Source organism: Collinsella aerofaciens (genome assembly GCF_002736145.1).
GTDB classification, from domain to species: Bacteria; Actinomycetota; Coriobacteriia; order Coriobacteriales; family Coriobacteriaceae; genus Collinsella; species Collinsella aerofaciens_A.
Map to the genome: position 1 here is coordinate 217,772 of NZ_CP024160.1, position 18,068 is coordinate 235,839.

The 18,068-nt window shown below is 58.1% G+C and carries 18 protein-coding genes and 5 tRNA genes; 21 read left to right on the top strand and 2 right to left on the bottom strand.

The window, feature by feature from the left end; translation table 11 throughout:
• The first annotated feature begins 62 nt into the window (after positions 1-62).
• From CSV91_RS00940 to folB, 21 genes are all read left to right on the top strand, one after another.
• Positions 63-138: transfer RNA gene (locus CSV91_RS00940), tRNA-Gly, on the top strand.
• Between the two features lie 34 nt (positions 139-172).
• Positions 173-246: transfer RNA gene (locus CSV91_RS00945), tRNA-Cys, on the top strand.
• A gap of 42 nt (positions 247-288) precedes the next feature.
• Positions 289-364: transfer RNA gene (locus tag CSV91_RS00950), tRNA-Gly, on the top strand.
• Positions 365-728: 364 nt separating this feature from the next.
• Positions 729-2,462, top strand: a complete 1,734-nt coding sequence (locus CSV91_RS00955; protein WP_232049523.1) for a glycoside hydrolase family 13 protein — start codon at positions 729-731, stop codon at positions 2,460-2,462.
• 141 nt (positions 2,463-2,603) lie between these two features.
• Positions 2,604-2,679: transfer RNA gene (locus CSV91_RS00960), tRNA-Gly, on the top strand.
• Between the two features lie 3 nt (positions 2,680-2,682).
• Positions 2,683-2,757: transfer RNA gene (locus CSV91_RS00965), tRNA-Val, on the top strand.
• A 143-nt stretch (positions 2,758-2,900) separates the two neighbouring features.
• Positions 2,901-3,530, top strand: coding sequence for a 4'-phosphopantetheinyl transferase family protein (locus tag CSV91_RS00970; RefSeq protein ID WP_099431443.1), 630 nt, complete (start codon positions 2,901-2,903; stop codon positions 3,528-3,530).
• A 28-nt stretch (positions 3,531-3,558) separates the two neighbouring features.
• On the top strand, positions 3,559-4,176 hold the full coding sequence (locus CSV91_RS00975; protein ID WP_099431444.1) for a TetR/AcrR family transcriptional regulator C-terminal domain-containing protein: 618 nt from the start codon (positions 3,559-3,561) through the stop codon (positions 4,174-4,176).
• Positions 4,177-4,519: 343 nt separating this feature from the next.
• A complete protein-coding gene (locus CSV91_RS00980; protein ID WP_099431445.1) occupies positions 4,520-5,785 on the top strand; it encodes a thiolase family protein in 1,266 nt (421 codons plus the stop codon).
• A 38-nt stretch (positions 5,786-5,823) separates the two neighbouring features.
• Complete coding sequence (locus CSV91_RS00985) at positions 5,824-6,246, top strand: Zn-ribbon domain-containing OB-fold protein (RefSeq protein ID WP_099431446.1); 423 nt, start codon at positions 5,824-5,826, stop codon at positions 6,244-6,246.
• A gap of 104 nt (positions 6,247-6,350) precedes the next feature.
• Entirely contained in the window at positions 6,351-6,584 is a 234-nt protein-coding gene (locus tag CSV91_RS00990; protein ID WP_055251381.1) for an acyl carrier protein, read from the top strand.
• A 5-nt stretch (positions 6,585-6,589) separates the two neighbouring features.
• Positions 6,590-7,597 (top strand): phosphate acyltransferase, encoded by a 1,008-nt coding sequence (locus CSV91_RS00995; protein WP_099431447.1) that lies wholly within the window; start codon positions 6,590-6,592, stop codon positions 7,595-7,597.
• A gap of 3 nt (positions 7,598-7,600) precedes the next feature.
• Complete coding sequence (buk, locus tag CSV91_RS01000; RefSeq protein ID WP_099431448.1) at positions 7,601-8,713, top strand: butyrate kinase; 1,113 nt, start codon at positions 7,601-7,603, stop codon at positions 8,711-8,713.
• Positions 8,714-8,787: 74 nt separating this feature from the next.
• Positions 8,788-9,987: an MFS transporter gene (locus CSV91_RS01005; RefSeq protein WP_099431449.1), complete on the top strand. Its 1,200-nt coding sequence runs from the start codon at positions 8,788-8,790 to the stop codon at positions 9,985-9,987.
• A gap of 101 nt (positions 9,988-10,088) precedes the next feature.
• On the top strand, positions 10,089-10,379 hold the full coding sequence (locus tag CSV91_RS01010) for a hypothetical protein (protein WP_099431450.1): 291 nt from the start codon (positions 10,089-10,091) through the stop codon (positions 10,377-10,379).
• Positions 10,373-10,555: a hypothetical protein gene (locus CSV91_RS01015; protein WP_099431451.1), complete on the top strand. Its 183-nt coding sequence runs from the start codon at positions 10,373-10,375 to the stop codon at positions 10,553-10,555. Before CSV91_RS01010 ends, CSV91_RS01015 begins: the two co-directional genes overlap by 7 nt.
• A gap of 568 nt (positions 10,556-11,123) precedes the next feature.
• A complete protein-coding gene (nrdD, locus tag CSV91_RS01020; RefSeq protein ID WP_099431452.1) occupies positions 11,124-13,346 on the top strand; it encodes an anaerobic ribonucleoside-triphosphate reductase in 2,223 nt (740 codons plus the stop codon).
• A gap of 426 nt (positions 13,347-13,772) precedes the next feature.
• Positions 13,773-14,354, top strand: coding sequence for an anaerobic ribonucleoside-triphosphate reductase activating protein (gene nrdG, locus CSV91_RS01025; RefSeq protein WP_099431453.1), 582 nt, complete (start codon positions 13,773-13,775; stop codon positions 14,352-14,354).
• A 66-nt stretch (positions 14,355-14,420) separates the two neighbouring features.
• Entirely contained in the window at positions 14,421-14,978 is a 558-nt protein-coding gene (gene folE / locus CSV91_RS01030) for a GTP cyclohydrolase I FolE (RefSeq protein WP_099431454.1), read from the top strand.
• Positions 14,979-14,980: 2 nt separating this feature from the next.
• The gene (locus CSV91_RS01035) at positions 14,981-15,562 is read left to right on the top strand and encodes an HD domain-containing protein (protein WP_172622418.1); all 582 of its coding nucleotides are present in this window, start codon (positions 14,981-14,983) and stop codon (positions 15,560-15,562) included.
• A 43-nt stretch (positions 15,563-15,605) separates the two neighbouring features.
• A complete protein-coding gene (folB, locus tag CSV91_RS01040) occupies positions 15,606-16,091 on the top strand; it encodes a dihydroneopterin aldolase (protein ID WP_172622419.1) in 486 nt (161 codons plus the stop codon).
• 6 nt (positions 16,092-16,097) lie between these two features.
• On the opposite strand, the gene CSV91_RS01045 is transcribed toward folB, so the two are convergent.
• Together CSV91_RS01045 and CSV91_RS01050 are read right to left on the bottom strand one after the other, a co-directional pair.
• Complete coding sequence (locus CSV91_RS01045; protein WP_147579358.1) at positions 16,098-16,874, bottom strand: M48 family metallopeptidase; 777 nt, start codon at positions 16,872-16,874, stop codon at positions 16,098-16,100.
• A gap of 75 nt (positions 16,875-16,949) precedes the next feature.
• On the bottom strand, positions 16,950-17,963 hold the full coding sequence (locus CSV91_RS01050) for a dipeptidase (RefSeq protein WP_099431455.1): 1,014 nt from the start codon (positions 17,961-17,963) through the stop codon (positions 16,950-16,952).
• Positions 17,964-18,068: the final 105 nt, after the last annotated feature.

Here is an 18,068-nt window from a genome sequence, read left to right on the forward strand (position 1 = left end):
AAGTTTTTTGAAAAAAAGTACTTGCGTCTTTTGGACAACTCGCGTAAATTAATAACCCGCAAGCGGACATGGCTCAGTTGGTAGAGCACAACCTTGCCAAGGTTGGGGTCGCGGGTTCGAGCCCCGTTGTCCGCTCCATTGCATTTCCGGACCGTTTAGGCGGTCCTTTTTCGGCGAAGTGGCCAAGTGGTAAGGCAGAGGCCTGCAAAGCCTTTACCCCCGGTTCGAATCCGGGCTTCGCCTCCAGGCAACATCCGGGCGCTCCGGCGCCCGTTTTGTTTTACATATGCGGACATGGCTCAGTTGGTAGAGCACAACCTTGCCAAGGTTGGGGTCGCGGGTTCGAGCCCCGTTGTCCGCTCCAAACGCAGCAGCCCGACTACTACGGTAGCCGGGCTTTTTCGTACCCATCGCATGGGCTCGAACCCGAGAGGGAGCGAGCGTTAAGCAAACGCGGAGCGTTTGTAGCGAGCTGGCGAGGTCGCCGACAGGCGGCCGAAGCCGGTGCGGATCCGCGAAGCGGATACGCGGACGCCCCGTTGTCCGCTCCAAACGCAGCAGCCCGACTACTACGGTAGCCGGGCTTTTTCGTACCCATCGCTTGGGCTCGAACCCGTGAGGGAGCGAGCGTTTGGGACGTGGCTGTGGCGTTGTTTGCCGTGAATGTCAGCTTTGGGCGTATCATCGTGGGCATCTCGCAAAACCTCGTTGCAAGGGAGGCGCACCCCATGGCTACAGAAAAGTCCTCTTCGCGCTCATGGATGTCCGATGCCGCGATCTATCAGATTTACCCGCGCTCGTTTAAGGATTCGACTGGTTCGGGTCTGGGCGATATCGCGGGCATTACCCAACAGATGGACTATCTTGAGCGGCTGGGCGTCGAGGCCATCTGGCTGAGTCCGTTTTACCCATCGCCTCTTGTTGATGGCGGCTATGATGTGGCGGACTACTGCGACGTCGACCCACGTCTCGGCTCGCTTGGCGACTTCGATGACATGATCGCTGCGGCTCACGCGCGCGGCATCAAGGTCATCGTCGACATCGTGCCCAACCATTCATCTAACCAGCACCCCTGGTTCAAAGCCGCTCTTGCCGCCGGCCCTGGATCGCCCGAGCGCGCCCGTTATATCTTCCGCGATGGTCGCGGCGAGCACGGCGAGCTGCCTCCCACCAATTGGAATGCCAACTTTGGCGGCCCCGCCTGGACGCGCGTCGCGGACGGTCAATGGTATCTGCACATGTTTACGCCCGAGCAGCCGGACTTTGACTGGTCGTGCCCCGAGGTTCGCGCGTTCTTTTGCGACGTCCTGGCGTTTTGGAGCGATCGAGGCGTCGATGGCTTTCGCATTGATGTAGCGCACGGTCTCGCCAAGGATCTCGACCGCGATGATCTTGACCGGTGGCATCTCGCCGAGGGCGATGACATGGTTGAGGACGGCACCCATCCGCTGTGGGACCGCAACGAGGTCCACGAGATCTATCGCGAGTGGCGCCGCGTGTTCGACCGCTATGATCCGCCACGCAGCGCCGTTGCCGAGGCGTGGGTGCTGCCCGATCGCCAGTATCTCTACGCGCGCCCCAGCGAGCTTGGCCAGACATTCAACTTTGAGTTCGCCAAGGCCACTTGGACCTATGATGACATGCACGCTGCAATCGAGGAGGGCTTGAAGGCGGCCATCGAATCCGACTCCGCCTCGACCTGGGTACTTTCCAACCACGACGTGCCGCGCGTGGCGACGCGCTATGCCCTGCCGCAAATCAAGGCGACGCGCTATCACCAGATTGCGCTCGACTGGCTCTTACGCGACGGGTCGTCTTATGACGAGGACCGTGAACTCGGCGAGCGCCGCGCGCGGGCGGCCCTTTTGCTCGAGCTGGCGCTTCCGGGCTCGGCATACGTGTATCAGGGTGAGGAGCTCGGCCTTTTTGAGGTGGCCGATATCCCGTGGGCCGCACTCGAAGATCCTACTGCGACCAATACGCACGGACCGAAGCGCGAGAAGGGGCGCGACGGCTGCCGTGTGCCCCTGCCGTGGGTGGCAGCGGACGATCCCTCGCAGGGCGGATCGTTTGGGTTTTCATCGGCGGACGCCGATGCGGCGCCCCATCTGCCGCAGCCTGCATGGTTTTCCGATTACGCTGCCGATAGGGAAGAAGCGGACCCGACATCGATGCTTGCGCTCTATCGCGACGCCCTCTGGCTGCGGCGCAAGCTGCGCGGGCGCGCTAACGATCTTGCGTGGCTCGATCTTGACGGGCGCACCGGCCTTGCGGATGGTGCCGAGGGCGCTGAGGGTGGCGTCATCGCCTATCGCCGCGACAACGGCTGGGCATGTGTGACGAACTTCGGTGCAGCACCCGTGGAGCTGCCGGCGGGTAGGGTTCTGCTCACCTCATCACCGCTTGCGGATGGCAGGCTCGCGCAGGACAGCTCTGCCTGGATCATGCTCGCTGAGTTGTAGGGGCCTCTTGCGGCGAGTTTGCGTTTGCCTACACCTTCCGTGGTGGCTGATGTCTTCGCGAGGTTCGCGAGGGCGTCGCAAAACTTTTCAAAAAAAGTTCTTGCATAGGATGCGGGTATCACGTAAGATTAATCCTCGTAAGCGGACATGGCTCAGTTGGTAGAGCACAACCTTGCCAAGGTTGGGGTCGCGGGTTCGAGCCCCGTTGTCCGCTCCATTTGGGCGTTTAGCTCAGGGGGAGAGCGCTTCCCTGACACGGAAGAGGTCAGAAGTTCAAATCTTCTAACGCCCACCAAATGTTCGCAGCCCAGAGGCTTAGCCTCTGGGCTGTTTTGTTTTGGTCGCCAAATCGCCGGCAACAGGTACCTCGATTCATGAATGAGCGGTTCTGAGCGTCTGTTTAGCCTTGTCATCTCAATCGAGTAGGGGTTGACCATTTTGAACATAACCGTACATCTCGTTGACGTTTCTGCGATCGATCCCGGCGAGACCGTTGATATGGCATCAATCGCGGGACGCTATGCCTTACGTGCCTCCAACGGGGATCTCCCCATTGCGTCTCGGAGGGAAGCCGCCGGCGTGGGCTTGCTGCTTCACGATGTTTTGAACGTTATCGATGACGCCCAGCTTGCGCGCTCTGCTTTCGGCAAGATCGAGCTTGCGGATGGGGAGGCCCCCTCTATTTCCATTTCACATGGCGGAAGCGTGGCCGTCCTCGCCGTTTCCGATGTTGCTCGGTCGGTCGGAGGACCTATTGGCGTGGATATCGAGGCGGTCGATGAGATTGCTCCCGTTGCGGTTGAGCGTATGGTGAACGACGACGAGCGCGCGTGGATTAACGCTGCCCCCAATTTGCAAGAACGCAATCTTCGCCTGAGTCAGACGTGGACGTGCATCGAGGCCATTCTCAAGGCTGAGGGTGTCGGGTTTTCGATTGACCCTCGCAAAGACGGTATGCCCGACGGATGGAATACTTCGTCGGTGATATACGGTCGCTGCGTCATCTCTTGTGCGGCGCGCTCTATGCCTCGTATCATCCTCAAGGAGCACACCTTTCGGGTAGCATAGGAGCCAATCGACAATAGGGGAGGCCGCTATGCCACTGAACGCTCAAAACGATATTGCTTCACGGATCGAGGATGCCGTCTTTGAGCTTATGGCGGCAACTCCGGTGCAGTCGATTAAGGTGACCGAGGTACTTCGCCTTGCCCATACATCCAAATCGACGTTCTATCGCTGTTATCGCTCTGTCGATGATGTGGTTAAACGTTTTGAAGATGAGCTGCTCCAGAATATGCAGGACATCAATGATGTTGCGCTGGAGGCTCGTTTTGGCGATGCGCAGCTGGACCCTACGCCCACGATGATCAAGCGCATGGAGATTCTCCAGGCTAATCGCTCGAAAGTTTTGGCGCTTAACAGCGAAAACGGGGACCCTGTGTTCACGCATAAGGCTACGATTTTCATGCATGGGTATTTTCGCGACCGTCTGCGCTCAACGTTTTCTGACGAGACCGATCTTGACCTGTATCTGGCTTTTGCTCTCGCGGGTCACCATAACCTTATCCAGTACTGGCTCGAGGTCCGTCCTGATTTGGAGGCACGCACCGTTGCCGCCGCGCTCAATCGCATGTTCTATGCGCCGCTGTTCGTCGACGATGCCTCGCGCCATTGGCACCCACATATCCCCGATTTTGAAAAGTCACTCGGGTGAGCGGCTGTTTTTTAGGGATGAACGGTTGCGCATGCAGTGAACTCAAAGTGCTCCAACCCTATGAATCGGTTTTAAGCACGGTCATTTATCTGCTATTTGGAACGAAATAAAGCTATGTGTACCAAATGATGGGACACATAGCGGCTTTTTGTCCCACAACACCAAATAAACCCCTCGTAAACTAAAGCTACGTTCAAAAGAACCACTGCAGTAGTTCAACGTGTGACGGCACAGAAAAGCCGCGAGCGCTCTCTCACCTTCGCTCGCGGCCGGACTGCGCCATCATTCCGTACACCTTCACATGATTAGGATGTGATATTCAGTGGTTACGCTCGGAAAGAATATGCGCAGCGTCTCGATTGTAGGCGTAGGCTGCACCCCATTCAAGGATTTTGAGGAGCATCCCGAGACCCAGGGTATTGGCGAGGGCGAGGCGTTTGGCTATGCGGCCCTCGAGGCAATTGCCGACGCCGGCCTTGAGCCCCGCGATATCGACTTTTTCTACCACGGCAGCGCCAATCCGTATCTCGTTGGCGATTGCATTACCCCAAACATGCAGGTTGCCGATTGGTTTGGTGTTCGCGCCAAGGGTTCCGTCCATCATTCCGAGGCTTGCTGCACGGGCTATGTCGCCCTTGAGCAGGCCGTGATGGCAGTCGCCTCCGGTGCCTACGATGTTGTCCTTACGGGTGCCTGCGATTTGGCTTCGACTCTTCCCGTTGAGCACATGCCCTCCCATATTCGCCAGGACTTTACGCTCGACGTCATGATTCCCTCGCTCGATAAGATCTATGACCGCGCTTATGGTCGTCCGCTCGATGGCGCCTTCGGCGTGTCGTTCGACAACTGGATCAACGAGTATTCGATGCAGTACGACCTTACCGCCGATCAGATCGATGACGCCCTGAACGGCCTTACCAAGAGCCTTCGCCGCGGCGCCGTCCTGAATCCCCTTGCGTGGTATGAGACCACGGTCGAGGAGGATGCGAAGGCAGCTGGGTTCGATACCGCCGACGAGTATCTCAAGAGCATGTACAACCCGCGCGTTACGCAGTACCTGCGCGTTACCGGCTTTGAGAAGAAGTGCGACGGTGCCGCCGCTGTTGTCGTGATGCCCACGGAGAAGGCCAAGGCCATGGGTGTCCCGTATGCACCTATCGAGGTTCTGGGCACGGGCGCCTCTGCCGTCGAAGCCGGCCTGCTTCACAACGAGCACTGGGCTACCGAGCTTGCTGCCAAGCAGGTCTACGACCTTACCGGCGTGAGCCCCGATGAGATCGACCTGTTTATGTGCAATGACTTCTTCCTGGCTTCCGAGATCGTCTCGGCCGAGGAGTGCGGCTATATTCCGCGCGGCGAGGCTTGGAAGTATGCGATCGATGGCCGCACCGCTTTTGACGGCGATAAGCCCATCAACCCGCACGGTGGCCGTTGCAACTTCGGCCACGCTCATGGCGCATCCGGCATCGCCGATATCGTCGAGGCCGTCAAGCAGATGCGCGGCGTCGCCGGTGCAACCCAGATGAAGAAGGTTCCCGAGACGGCCTTCCTGCGCGGTTTTGGCGGTTCTCAGAATGTGCGCTGCCAGATTCTTCGTACCGTCGCCTAAGCGACCGCGGTTTTCGATTTCCCATAAGGAGTATTCTCATGCAACTCAAAGATATGGAGCCCGTGGTCAAGAAGTTCTACACGGGTCTTGAAGAGGGCATCTATTGGGCACGTCAGTGCCCCGAGTGCGGAGCTGTCGAGTTTCCGCCCCACCTTGCTTGCAATGCCTGCGGCTACCACAAGACCGATTGGGTCCAGGTTTCCGGTCACGGCCATCTGATCGATTTTACCCTGCCTGGTCCGCAGAACGACAAGCCCTACCTCAAGGAGTATGGCAAGTACGCCTACGGCGCCGTCGATATCGACGAGGGCTCTCAGTACACCTACGTCATCTACGGCATAACCAAGAAGAAGGCCCCCGAGATTCGCGCCAAGCTCAAGGCGGGCGAGACCGTGGGCGTCCATGCCAAGGTTATCGACCGACCGGGCTACAAAGAGCTCACGTTTGAGCTTGACGACTAGGCTTTCAACCCTTTTAACAATTCGCTTCCTCTCTTAGGCCACGGCGGGACCCATGTCTCCAGCCCGCCGTGGCCACTCCTCTTTTTAATTAGAAAGGCACCATCATGAACGAAGAACTCACTCAGCAGATCTGCGATTTTGCCAAGTCCGCTTACAACTATGACGGCGATGTGACCCCCGAGACGACGTTTGAGACCCTGGGCAAGGGCTCGATGAAGATGATCGCTCTGACCTCCATGATCGAGAACGAGCTTGATGCCGAGGTCCCCGTTCGCGAGGTCATGGTCATGAAGACCATTGGCGAGCTTATCGAGCGCACTGCCGAAGAGATGGAGTAGCGGCCATGGATCTGATGCAGACCCTGCGCGAGCAGGCTGCCGCCAAGCCTATGCGCGTTGCTTTTCCCGAGGGCGAAAACGAGACCATGATGCAGGCGGTCGCAAAGATCGCCGCCGAGCATCTTGCCGAATGCGTGCTGGTCGGCGACGGCGGTAAGCTCAAGGAGCTTGCCGACGAGCGTGGTATCTCCCTTGACGGCATCGAGATTGTCGATGTGACCGACGAGGAGGCGAACGCCGCCTGCTGTGAGCGCTACCTTTCGCATCCGGATTGCAAGTTTAAGCCCAAGGGCGCCGCGCGCCGTATGACGCGTCCGCTTGAGCGCGCCCTGATTTTGCAGGTGCTCGGCGATGTCGACGTAATGTTCGCCGGCATCGATAACGCCACGGGCGATATTATCCTGGCGGGTCAGACCATCGTCGGCCTTGCCGACGGGGTGGACACCGTGAGCTCGTGCGGTATCGCCGACATTCCCAACTGGAACGGCGGCGAAGGCGGCCTTTTGGCTTTTGGCGATTCCGCCGTTTGCGTTGACCCCACGAGCGAGGAGCTTGCCTCGATTGCGATTTCGTCGAGCGAAACGGTACGCTCGCTGACCGGATGGGATATCCGTTGCGCGCTGCTTTCGCATTCGACTGACGGTTCGATGGATAACGAGCTTGTCGACAAGGTGCGTCGCGCTCGCGAGATTGCCAACGATCGCCGTCCCGACCTTGCCATCGACGGCGAGTTCCAGTTTGATTCGGCGATTAACCCCAAGGTTGCGGCCAAGAAGGTTCATCGCGAGTCTGCTGTTGCGGGACAGGCCAATGTGGTCATCTGGCCCGATATCAACGTGGGCAATATCGGTGTCAAGATCATCCAGAACCTGACTGGCGCCAATGCTTACGGTCCCATGCTTCAGGGCTTCAAGAAGATCGTGTGCGATTGCTCGCGCTCTGCGCCCGTCGACGAGATCGTCGGCAACGTGGTGATGAGCTGCGTGCGCGCCCAGGCGCTTAAGGAGGCCTAAGGTATGTCCGATAAAAAGACTCCCCGGCGCATCCTGGTAATCAACCCGGGTTCCACTTCCACGAAGGTGGGCGTTTTTGAGGGTGATGAGTGCAAGCTCAGCAAGAACGTTGCGCACGATGCGAAGGACCTTGCCCAGTTCGATGGGGTTTCGGCTCAGATGCCGTATCGCTGCAATCTGATTCTTGGAGCACTGGGGGAGGCGGGCCTGAAGCTCGAGGACTTTGATGCATTTGTCGGTCGCGGCGGCGGCTTGCTTTCGCTGCCCGGCGGCACGTATGCCATCAACGAGGTCATGCTCGAGCATGCCCGCATCGGTGCGAACGGCATTCAGCACCCGGCGCAGTTGGGTCCCCAGATTGCCCATGAGTTCGCCTCAAAGACGGGAAAGCCCTCTTTTGTGGTGAATCCTCCCGATACCGACGAGCTGTGCGACCTCGCACGTATGACGGGCATTAAGGGCGTGTATCGAAACGTGCACCTGCACGCCCTTAATCTCAAAGAGACCGCCATCCGCCATGCGGCAAAGCTCGGTCGCCCCTATGATGAGTGCAACTTCATCGTTTGCCATATCGGCGGCGGCATCTCTATCTCGGCTCATCTTAAGGGCAAGATGGTGGACGGCAACGACATCGTCGGCGGCGAGGGCCCCATGGCACCGACGCGCTGCGGATCGGTTCCCGCGATCGAGGTCGCAAAGTACACCGCGGAACACGGCCTTGATGTCGCTCGCGCCCATTGCATGAAGACCGGCGGTTTTGTCGATCTTTTGGGTACCTCCGATGCCATCGAGGTGTGCGAGCGTGCCACTGCGGGCGATAAGGCTGCAGCTCGCGCCTGGGATGCAATGGTTTACCAAATCTGCAAGTGGATTGGCGAGATGGCCTGTGTGCTGAAGGGTGACGTCGACGGCATCTTGCTCGGAGGCGGCATGGTCCACAGCAAGGAGCTCGTTGCCTCGATTGAGGAATGCTGCTCCTGGATCGCCCCCGTGTCGGCTTATCCCGGCGAGTTTGAACTTGAGGCGATGGCGTCTGGCGCCTGCCGCGTGCTCGATGGTGTCGAGGAAGCGCTCGTGTACAGCGGAGAGCCCGTGTTCACCGGATTCAACGACTGATAGTGCTGTGTTTGGGGCGGCCGCTGGTGGTGCCTGGCCGCTCCGACCCTTTTCTTTAAGTGTAAGGATGGATCATGGATAAAACCAAGATCAAGTACCTGGTGGGCATTTACGCAGCCGCCATGTGCATCATGGGCATGCTCGTGCCCGTTCCCATCGTGGCCTCTGTTGCGGCCGCGTTTCCCAACGAGAACATCGCTGCCGTTCAGATGATTATCGGCATCATCCCGTTGATGATGGCGTTGTCCGCCATGCTCGTCTCTTCACAGCTTGCCTCTCGCGTGTCCAAGAAGAAGACGACGCTCGTCGGTCACATTATCGTGATGCTGGCAGGCGCCTCGGTGCTGGTGTTCCACGACTCGCTCGGCCAAGTCTTAGCGGCTTCTGCTGTCATGGGCCTTGGTCTCGGCGCCGTGCAGAATTCAACGGACGCTCTTATCGCGGATTACTTTGGCGGAAAGCAGCGCTCGTTTGTCATGGGCATCTACTCCACTTTTGTTGCACTGGGCGGCATTATCTGGACGATGGTTTCCGGCATCTTGGGTTCTGCCGAGTGGTTCCACAGCTATGCGGCGTACTTCATCATGATCATTTTCATCGTAATCGAGGCTGTTTGCCTTCCTGAGGGTCATCTTGAGCCCAAGCGCAAGGTCAACGTGTTTGCCAATATGCCTAAAGAAGTCGCGATTATCACGCTCATGAGCTTTGTGTTCGTACTTACGTTCCAGCTCTTCAGCTCCAACGTTTCGCTGCTTGTTGTAGGTCGCGGCTTTGGCGGTACCGTGGAGGCCGGTCTTGCCTCTACCGTTATGACCGTTGCCGGTATTGCGGCTGGTCTTTTGGTCGGCCCGCTGTTTGCCAAGTTCAAGAACCTGGCTATGCCGATCGCGTGGGGCGTGACGCTCGTTGGCCTGGGCCTGACGCTGGTTGCGCCCGCCTTTATGGTGCTGTGCGTTGCGGGCTTTGTCGTTGCGCTGGGCAAGGAGACCTACGTGCCGCTGGAGGGCAATTTTGCTGCCGGCAACTCTGCCCCCGAGGGACGTGCGTTTAACCTTGCCATTGGCATGGCCGGCATCAACTTTGGCATGGCACTGTCTCCCATTGTGTTTGAGGCCGTGACGTCGCCGTTTGGTGCAACGATTGACCAGAAGTTCATCGCCGGCATGATCGTCTGTGCGGCTTGTGTCGTCTTTGGCGCCATTAAGTATCGCAAGCTCACCCCGGCCCAGCTTGCCGAGGCCGAGAAGATGGCTGCTCAGGGCGAAGCGAAGTAGTTGCTTTTAGCAGTTACCGTATCGCGCCTGTAGTTTTAACGGGGCCGCCGACATATGCCGGCGGCCCTCTGTCTATCAATGACTTTGAAAGGCTTACGGCTATGAAGTTACCTGTCAGGCGCGTTATCGGTATTCTCAACGGCTTCTTTAACCCGCTATTGCTCTGTGCGTTTCTCCCCATCATTGAAGGGGCGCCTGGCTTGGATCTGATGGGCCCCACGGGCTTTTGGGGACAACTCATCGTGGCAACGGTGATCGCCGAGGTTCTGAGCGCACTCCCGCTGTTTGGCAAAACAGTTGGTATGTGCCTGGACTTTTTTGCTTTTGAGCAGGGGGTGCATCACACAAGATCGCCGGTACGGTCATCGGTGCCACGCTCCTTTTTATGGTGATCGGTTTTGGCGAGATTGCCTTCCAGGGAGGATTCGGAACGATTGAAGGCCGTACGTTCTTCGCGCGTTGGGCCGGCCTCGTCACAAAGGGATGGGCCTTTGTGGTTATCGCCGGCGTGCTGCTCGATCCCTTTACAGCGGCTCTCGGCCGCATGATAGTTCGCGAAGAGAAGTAATAGATCCTCGCCTGTCGAATGCCGGCGGACGGGGCGCCGGGGCTGTAGTCTTCCGAGCGTTTACAGTCCTGTCGCTCCGTCCGCCGGCATTCGACCGCAACATGTTGGTCAAGCATAATCTTTTGGATTCTTTTGGCGTGAGCGGCTTGGTTTTGGTAGGATTTGTCAGCGGCTTGACTAAGGGGGTTTTATAACTGCCATGCAGGTAGCTGTGTTGGTAACGTTTTACCGACTTGTCAAATACCCCTCATTTTTAATGCGTCTGCAAAATGACCAATTGCTTTGACCTGCTGAAACACTATATGTTGTGTTTGACCTAAAAAAAGAATACAGGATATAGATGCCTCTTTGTCGTATGATAGATGGCGGACAGAGAACGAAGACCTTAACTGCCTCTTTTGAACGTATCCTTGAGCCGCTTGATCGGCTCCTGGGAATGTCCGCATGGAGGCTTATGGTTTATCGAGAACACAGATTGCGCGACGGCGCCGCAAGACAGGGGCAAGCCCTGCCGGGCATCGTTTGGCTCTGAAGCGCAATGAGGCTACGATGCGAAAGAGGCAAGAGGATGAAGATCATCAAGCGCAGCGGCACCGAGGTTGTCTTTGACATCGATAAGATCGTCAATGCCATCCGCGCCGCCAACTTGGAGGTCGAGGAGAGCTCTCGTCTAACCGACCGCCAGGTGGTTTACGCGGCACAAAACGTCGCCGAGGCATGTGAGAACGCGGGCCACACCGTTTCGGTCGAGGAGATCCAGGATTTGGTCGAGGACGAGATCATGCGTCTCGACTGCTACGAGGTTGCCCGCCACTACATCATCTATCGCTATGTTCAGAGCCTGAAGCGCCAGAAGAACACGACCGACGACAAGATTCTGTCGCTGATCGAGTGCAATAACGAAGAGGTCAAGCAGGAGAACTCTAACAAGAACCCGACCGTCAATTCCGTCCAGCGCGACTATATGGCCGGCGAGATTTCCAAGGATCTGACTCAGCGTGTGCTGCTGCCCCAGGAGATCGTGGATGCCCACAATGAGGGCCTGATCCACTTCCACGATTCCGACTACTTTGCGCAGCACATGCATAACTGCGACCTGGTGAACCTGGAGGACATGCTCCAGAACGGCACCGTTATCTCGGGCACGCTGATCGAGAAGCCGCACAGCTTCTCGACTGCCTGCAACATCGCGACGCAGATTATCGCCCAGGTTGCTTCCTCCCAGTACGGCGGCCAGTCTATTTCGCTGACCCATCTCGCCCCCTTTGTTGAGGTGAGCCGTCAAAAGATTCGCGGCGAGGTTGCCCGCGAGCTCGAGGAACTCGGTGTTTCGGCATCTGCCGAAAAGGTTCGCGAGGTTGTTGAGGACCGTCTGCGTGACGAGATCCGTCGCGGCGTCCAGACGATTCAGTATCAGGTCGTGACCCTTATGACCACCAACGGCCAGGCGCCGTTTGTGACGGTCTTTATGTATCTCAACGAGGCTCGCTCAGCGCAGGAGAAGCACGACCTTGCCATGATCGTGGAGGAGACGCTTCGTCAGCGCTATGAGGGCGTTAAGAACGAAGCCGGTGTGTGGATTACCCCGGCATTCCCCAAGCTTATCTATGTACTCGAGGACGATAACGTTCACGAGAATTCCCCGTACTTCTACCTGACCCAGCTGGCTGCCAAGTGCACCGCCAAGCGCATGGTGCCCGACTACATCTCCGAGAAGAAGATGCGCGAGCTCAAGCTGTCGAAGGGCGAGACCGCGGGCAACGGCGACTGCTACACCTGCATGGGTTGCCGCAGCTTCTTGACGCCCGACCGCTCGGGCAACGGCTTTAACAATGTTGCCAACGCGCTGAACTATGACCCGACCAAACCTAAGTACTATGGCCGCTTTAACCAGGGTGTTGTGACTATCAACCTGCCCGATGTCGCGCTGAGCTCGCATCAGGACATGGACAAGTTCTGGAAGATCTTCGACGAGCGCCTTGAGCTGTGCCACCGTGCCCTGCTGTGCCGTCATGAGCGCCTGATGGGTACGCTTTCGGATGCCGCGCCGATTCTTTGGCAGTACGGTGCCCTCGCCCGCCTGAAGAAGGGCGAGACGATCGATAAGCTGCTCGTTGGCGGCTATTCCACCATCAGCCTGGGGTATGCCGGTCTGTATGAGTGCGTCAAGTACATGACGGGCCACAGCCACACCGAGAAGGAGGGCACACCCTTTGCCATGGCCGTCATGCAGCGCATGAACGACAAGTGCGCCGAGTGGAAGGCCGAAAGCGATATTGACTTCTCGCTGTACGGTACCCCGCTTGAGTCGACGACCTACAAGTTCGCCAAGTGCCTGCAGCGTCGTTTTGGCATCATCCCGGGCGTGACGGACAAGGGCTACATCACCAACAGCTACCACGTCCACGTGTCCGAGGAGATCGACGCATTCGACAAGCTCAAGTTCGAGGGCATGTTCCAGCAGCTTTCGCCGGGCGGTGCCATTTCCTACGTCGAGGTTCCCAACATGCAGGACAACCTCAAGGCTGTCATCCGCGTGATGCAGTACATCTACGACAACATCATGTACGCCGAGCTCAACACCAAGAGCGATTATTGCCAGGTGTGCGGCTACGATGGCGAGATCAAGATTGTCGAGGACGATGGCAAGCTGGTGTGGGAGTGCCCCAACTGCGGCAATCGTGACCAGGAGAAGATGAATGTCGCCCGTCGTACGTGCGGCTACATCGGTACCCAGTTCTGGAACCAGGGTCGAACCGAGGAGATCCGCGACCGCGTGCTGCATCTCTAATAACCATCCCAGACTGCCCCGTAGCGAGGCCCCGGACCTTTACTCGCTATTTCGGACAGTCCTGGCTCACGACGGAGGCGCCACTGGCGCCTCCTGTTCGTGCGGAACTCATATCGAGCAAAGGTCCGGGGCCTCGCTACGGGGCGGCCAAGTTGACGTAGCTGAGATGCAGCGCGCAGTCTGCTCACTCCTCGAAGTTCTTAGCGGAAATGAGTCGACTTGCAATAACGGTTTGCTTGCAGCAACGGTTGAGCTGCAACAAATTTTTTATTGGACCTCGAACCCTATACTCGATGTTCGCTTCGTTCATTGAGTGTTGCTCGCGAGGGGTCTGGAGTATATCGTTCCGCCCGCAGTTTCGCAGGCCAAAGGCCGAGAATGTTTGAGGACGGAATGATATACTCCAGACCCCCAGGAAGGTTACTTATGAACTACGCGAACATTAAGTATTTCGACATTGCTGATGGGGAAGGCGTTCGTACTTCTCTGTTTGTGAGCGGGTGCCGTCGTGGGTGCAAGAATTGCTTTAACTCTGTTGCGTGGGACTTTGCTGCGGGCGAGCCCTTTGATCGCACCGTCGAGGACAAGATTATTGAGAGCCTCGACCATCCCTTTATCGATGGTCTGACGATTTTGGGCGGCGAGCCTATGGAACCTGAGAATCAGGCGGGACTCGTTGAGTTTGTCGAGCGTGTTCGTGAGGCTTACCCCGTGGAGTCGGGGAAGACTATTTGGTGCTTTACCGGTGACGTGCTCGAGGAGCTTATGCCGGGCGGTCGTCATCATACCGAGGTGACGGATCGCATTCTTGCCTGCCTTGACATGTTGGTGGACGGCCCGTTTGTTCAAGATCTGTACGATATCTCGTTGCGTTTTAGGGGCTCGAGTAACCAGCGCGTGATCGATATGAATGCCACGCGTGCCCGTGCTGAGCGCGAGGGCGTTGCGCTTTGTGATGCGGTTGAACTTTGGCGTGATGATCCGGTCTATTCGACCCATACTATGTAGCTTGTGGTCGATGCCGGAGGGCGTGGTACCATAGCGCGAACGTGAAATCGGAAAAGTGAGGCCCAGATGGTCGATCAGGAAAAAGTCGAGGCCGCCATTAAGCTGTTGCTTGAGGGCATAGGCGAGGACCCAACTCGTGAGGGCCTGCTGGAGACCCCGGCGCGCGTTGCCCGTATGTATGGTGAGATCGCCGGCGGCATGGACCAGAGTGCCGAGGAACACCTGTCCAAAACCTTTGCCGTCGCTTCGAACGATTTGGTTATCGAGCGCGACATTACGTTCTACTCGCTGTGCGAACATCATCTGCTGCCGTTTTATGGCAAGGCCGCCATTGGTTATATCCCTAACGGTCGGGTGGCTGGGCTTTCCAAGCTCGCCCGCACGGTTGAGGTTTATGCCCGCCGTCTTCAGCTGCAGGAGCAACTGTGCGCACAGGTTGCCGATGCCCTCATGGATTATCTCGCTCCCCAGGGAGCGATTGTGTTGATGGAGGCCGAGCATATGTGCATGACGATGCGTGGCGTGCAAAAGCCCGGCACCAAGACCGTGACGCTTGCTCGCCGCGGCGTCTTTGAGACCGATTCCGCGCTCGAGGAGCGTTTCTTTAGGATGCTGGGCCGCTAACCATGAGAGTCGTCAACGACTTTACATCGAAGACCGATGAGGGGACGTCGCGCCGCGGCTTTATGGCTTCGGGCCTGGCCCCCTTTGGTGCCATGCCTCGCATTGATTACATTTGTGCCAACGGGCTGTTCCGGCGGCACCTGGGTAACATCGTACAGTTGGAATCGGGGCGCATCTTCTGCCGCCACGGTATTGACCATCTGCTCGATGTCGCTCGCATTATGTGGATCAAGAATCTCGAGGAGCAGCTCGAATTTGACCGCGAGGTCATCTACGCCACGGCACTTCTTCACGATATCGGCAAAGATGAACAGTATGAATCGGGTATATCCCATGATGTTGCAAGCGAACGCGTCGCTGATGCGATTCTCGGCGGCATGCCCGATGACGTGGCGTTTGAGCCGGCCGATGCCGCAGCCATTAAGACGGCCATTCTGGGCCATCGAAAGCTGCGCGTGAACAGCCAACCGCTTGAGCGTCTGCTCTATGCAGCCGACAAAGCGTCGCGTGCCTGCTTTGCATGCCCCGCGCGCAACGCTTGCAACTGGAGCGATGATAAAAAGAACCTGTCGATTCGCGTGTAGTTAGTTTGCGCGGTCGGGGTTCTAAACGAAGGAGACGATCGCGTTGAGTAACAAGAAACTGCCCGAGAATGCAACCAAGACTGAAGGTGCTGAGCTCGCCCGCCGTGGAAGGGGCGAAATATCCACCGCAACGGCGGTGCCTCACGTGAGCTATGACGATCTGCGCCATGCCGATCGCATTGTCATTGACGGCCTTGAGGTTTTTGCCAACCATGGCGTGTATCCCGAGGAGAATGCGCTGGGTCAGAAGTTCATCGTTTCTCTGGTGCTCTATGCCGACCTGCGCGCGGCGGGGGAGCACGATAACCTGGATGCCTCGATTGACTACGGCTCGGTGTGCCACGATGTCGATGGCTATCTGCGCGAGCATACGTTTAAGCTCATCGAGGCCGCGGCCGAGGGTGTGGCCTCGATGCTGTTGCGTCGTTATCCCTTGCTGCTTGGTGTGCGTATTAAACTCGATAAGCCTTGGGCGCCCGTTGGTCTTCCCCTGGCAAGCTGCGGTGTCGAGATTGAGCGCGTGCGCTAACCGGTTCTAATACGTCTTTATGGGTGGCTGCTTGAGCCGCTGCGACAGAGCTTTATTGTTGGGACGGTACGTGTCGAGCAGGGCGTGGAATCGCTGATTGTGGCTTGGCTCGAGCAAGTGGACGAGCTCGTGGGCGACAACCATGTCGAGGCATTCGATGGGATAGGCGGCAAGTTCGCGTGCGATGCGAATGGCGCCGGTCTTGGGCGTGCATGATCCCCAGCGCGTTTTCATGCTGCGCACGGAGACGCGGGCCACGGTGACGCCCATTGCGATTTCGTACGCGTGCACCATATCGTACAGCGCCGTGGTGACCTCGGTTGCATAGAGCTGGTCGATACGGGCTTGGAGCTCATCGGACGTTAGGCCGTCGAGGATTGCGTGCCGCTTGGCCTGTGGGCCTTCGTCCGATTCATCGGTACCCATAAAACTTGCGAAGGTGGCCTGTTTGGGTCGCGGTGCGGGTGATGCAAAGTTGTGATCGAGTGCATCCTGTACCGTGATGGGCTTACCCCAAAGGGCAATGATGGACGAGGGGCTGAGCGGCTCTCGTGCCGTCGCCTGACGCTGCTCGCGCTGGGCAAGTCGGCTGATAATCCAGGCGCTGTTGCGCTTCACAAACGCTTCGATACGCTCGCGGGTGGCGCCGAGCGGTGCGCTGGCGTGGACCTCACCGCTCGAAGTGACGCGTAGGTTGAAGTTCTTGACGCACTTTTTGGTAACGACGACGGGGATGGGTGTCCCATCCGGTCGGGATGCGGAAATCGTAAACTGCTGCGTCAAAAGCGGTCCTTTGGATTGGGGGACGGGCCGGCATGTCGACCGTTCGGCATGCCGGCCCGCTCAAGGGATGTGAAATTAATAACGCTCAAAGAAGGCAAGCGCGTTGTCGCTGCAGAGCTTTTGCATCACGGTCTTGCCAAAGTGCTTGGAGAGCATGTTCTGGAATTCGGGCATCTTGCTGGCATCAGAGAGGAAGTCGGGTACCTTGGCACCGTCCCAGTCGCCGCCGAGCGCGATGACGTCCTCGCCGCCCAGGTCGAGCCAGTGTTCGATATGTGCCGCCAGCCGGTCGAAGGTGACGTCTGCGGCGGTCTTGTCGGTTGCGTCGTTGGAAAGGAAGTCGCTGCAGTAGTTGAGGCCGACGATACCGCCCATGTCGCGAATGGTGCGGAACTGGTCGTCGGTGAGGTTGCGCTTGACGCCGCAAACCGCGCGGGAGTTGGAGTGGCTGGCGACGAAGGGGCGCGTGGCGTGGGCGACAACCTCGTCAAAGCACTCATCGTTGAGGTGGGAGACGTCGAGTACCATGCCGGCGTGCTCCATCTGCGTGAGCGCCTCGATGCCGGCGGCGGTGAGGCCGGCGTGGGTGTCGTGGCCGCTCGCGAGCGGTCCCTGCGCGTTCCAGCTGAGTGATGACATGAGTACGCCCAGGCTCTTGAGTACCTCGATCAGCGCGGGGTCCTCGGCAAAGAACGTGGCGTTTTCGATGGTGTGGATGCAGGCGACCTTGCCGTCTTTGAGCGCAGGGCGAATGTCTGCCGCGCTGCGTACGTTGACCATGCGGTCGTGGTTAAGCATTGCCTGGCCGCTCATGTGCGCCATGATCTGCGCCTGGAAGCGCGCGGCGTGGGCGGTGGGAATCTCGTCGGGGACAAACGTGGCGAAGCACTGTGCCCACGGCGTGTTGCCGATCTTTGCGAGCGAGATGGCGCAGGCGTTGCCCTCGATGAGGTCGAAATCTTGCGGATGCGTTTCGTCGCCGGGGAAATAACCATCGGTGCCGGCGGTAAAGCGCAGGTCGAGATCGAGCGTGGCCCAGCCGATGCGGTCGGCGGTGTCACAGTGTAGGTCAAATACGGGATATGCCATAGTTCCTCCGGTTGCAGCGTTTCTTTGCAAACTGTCTTTGAATTGTATGACTAGGGTATAGTTAGCGCCATATGTTCACGGCGGCCCGCGTTGTGCGCCGCCCTT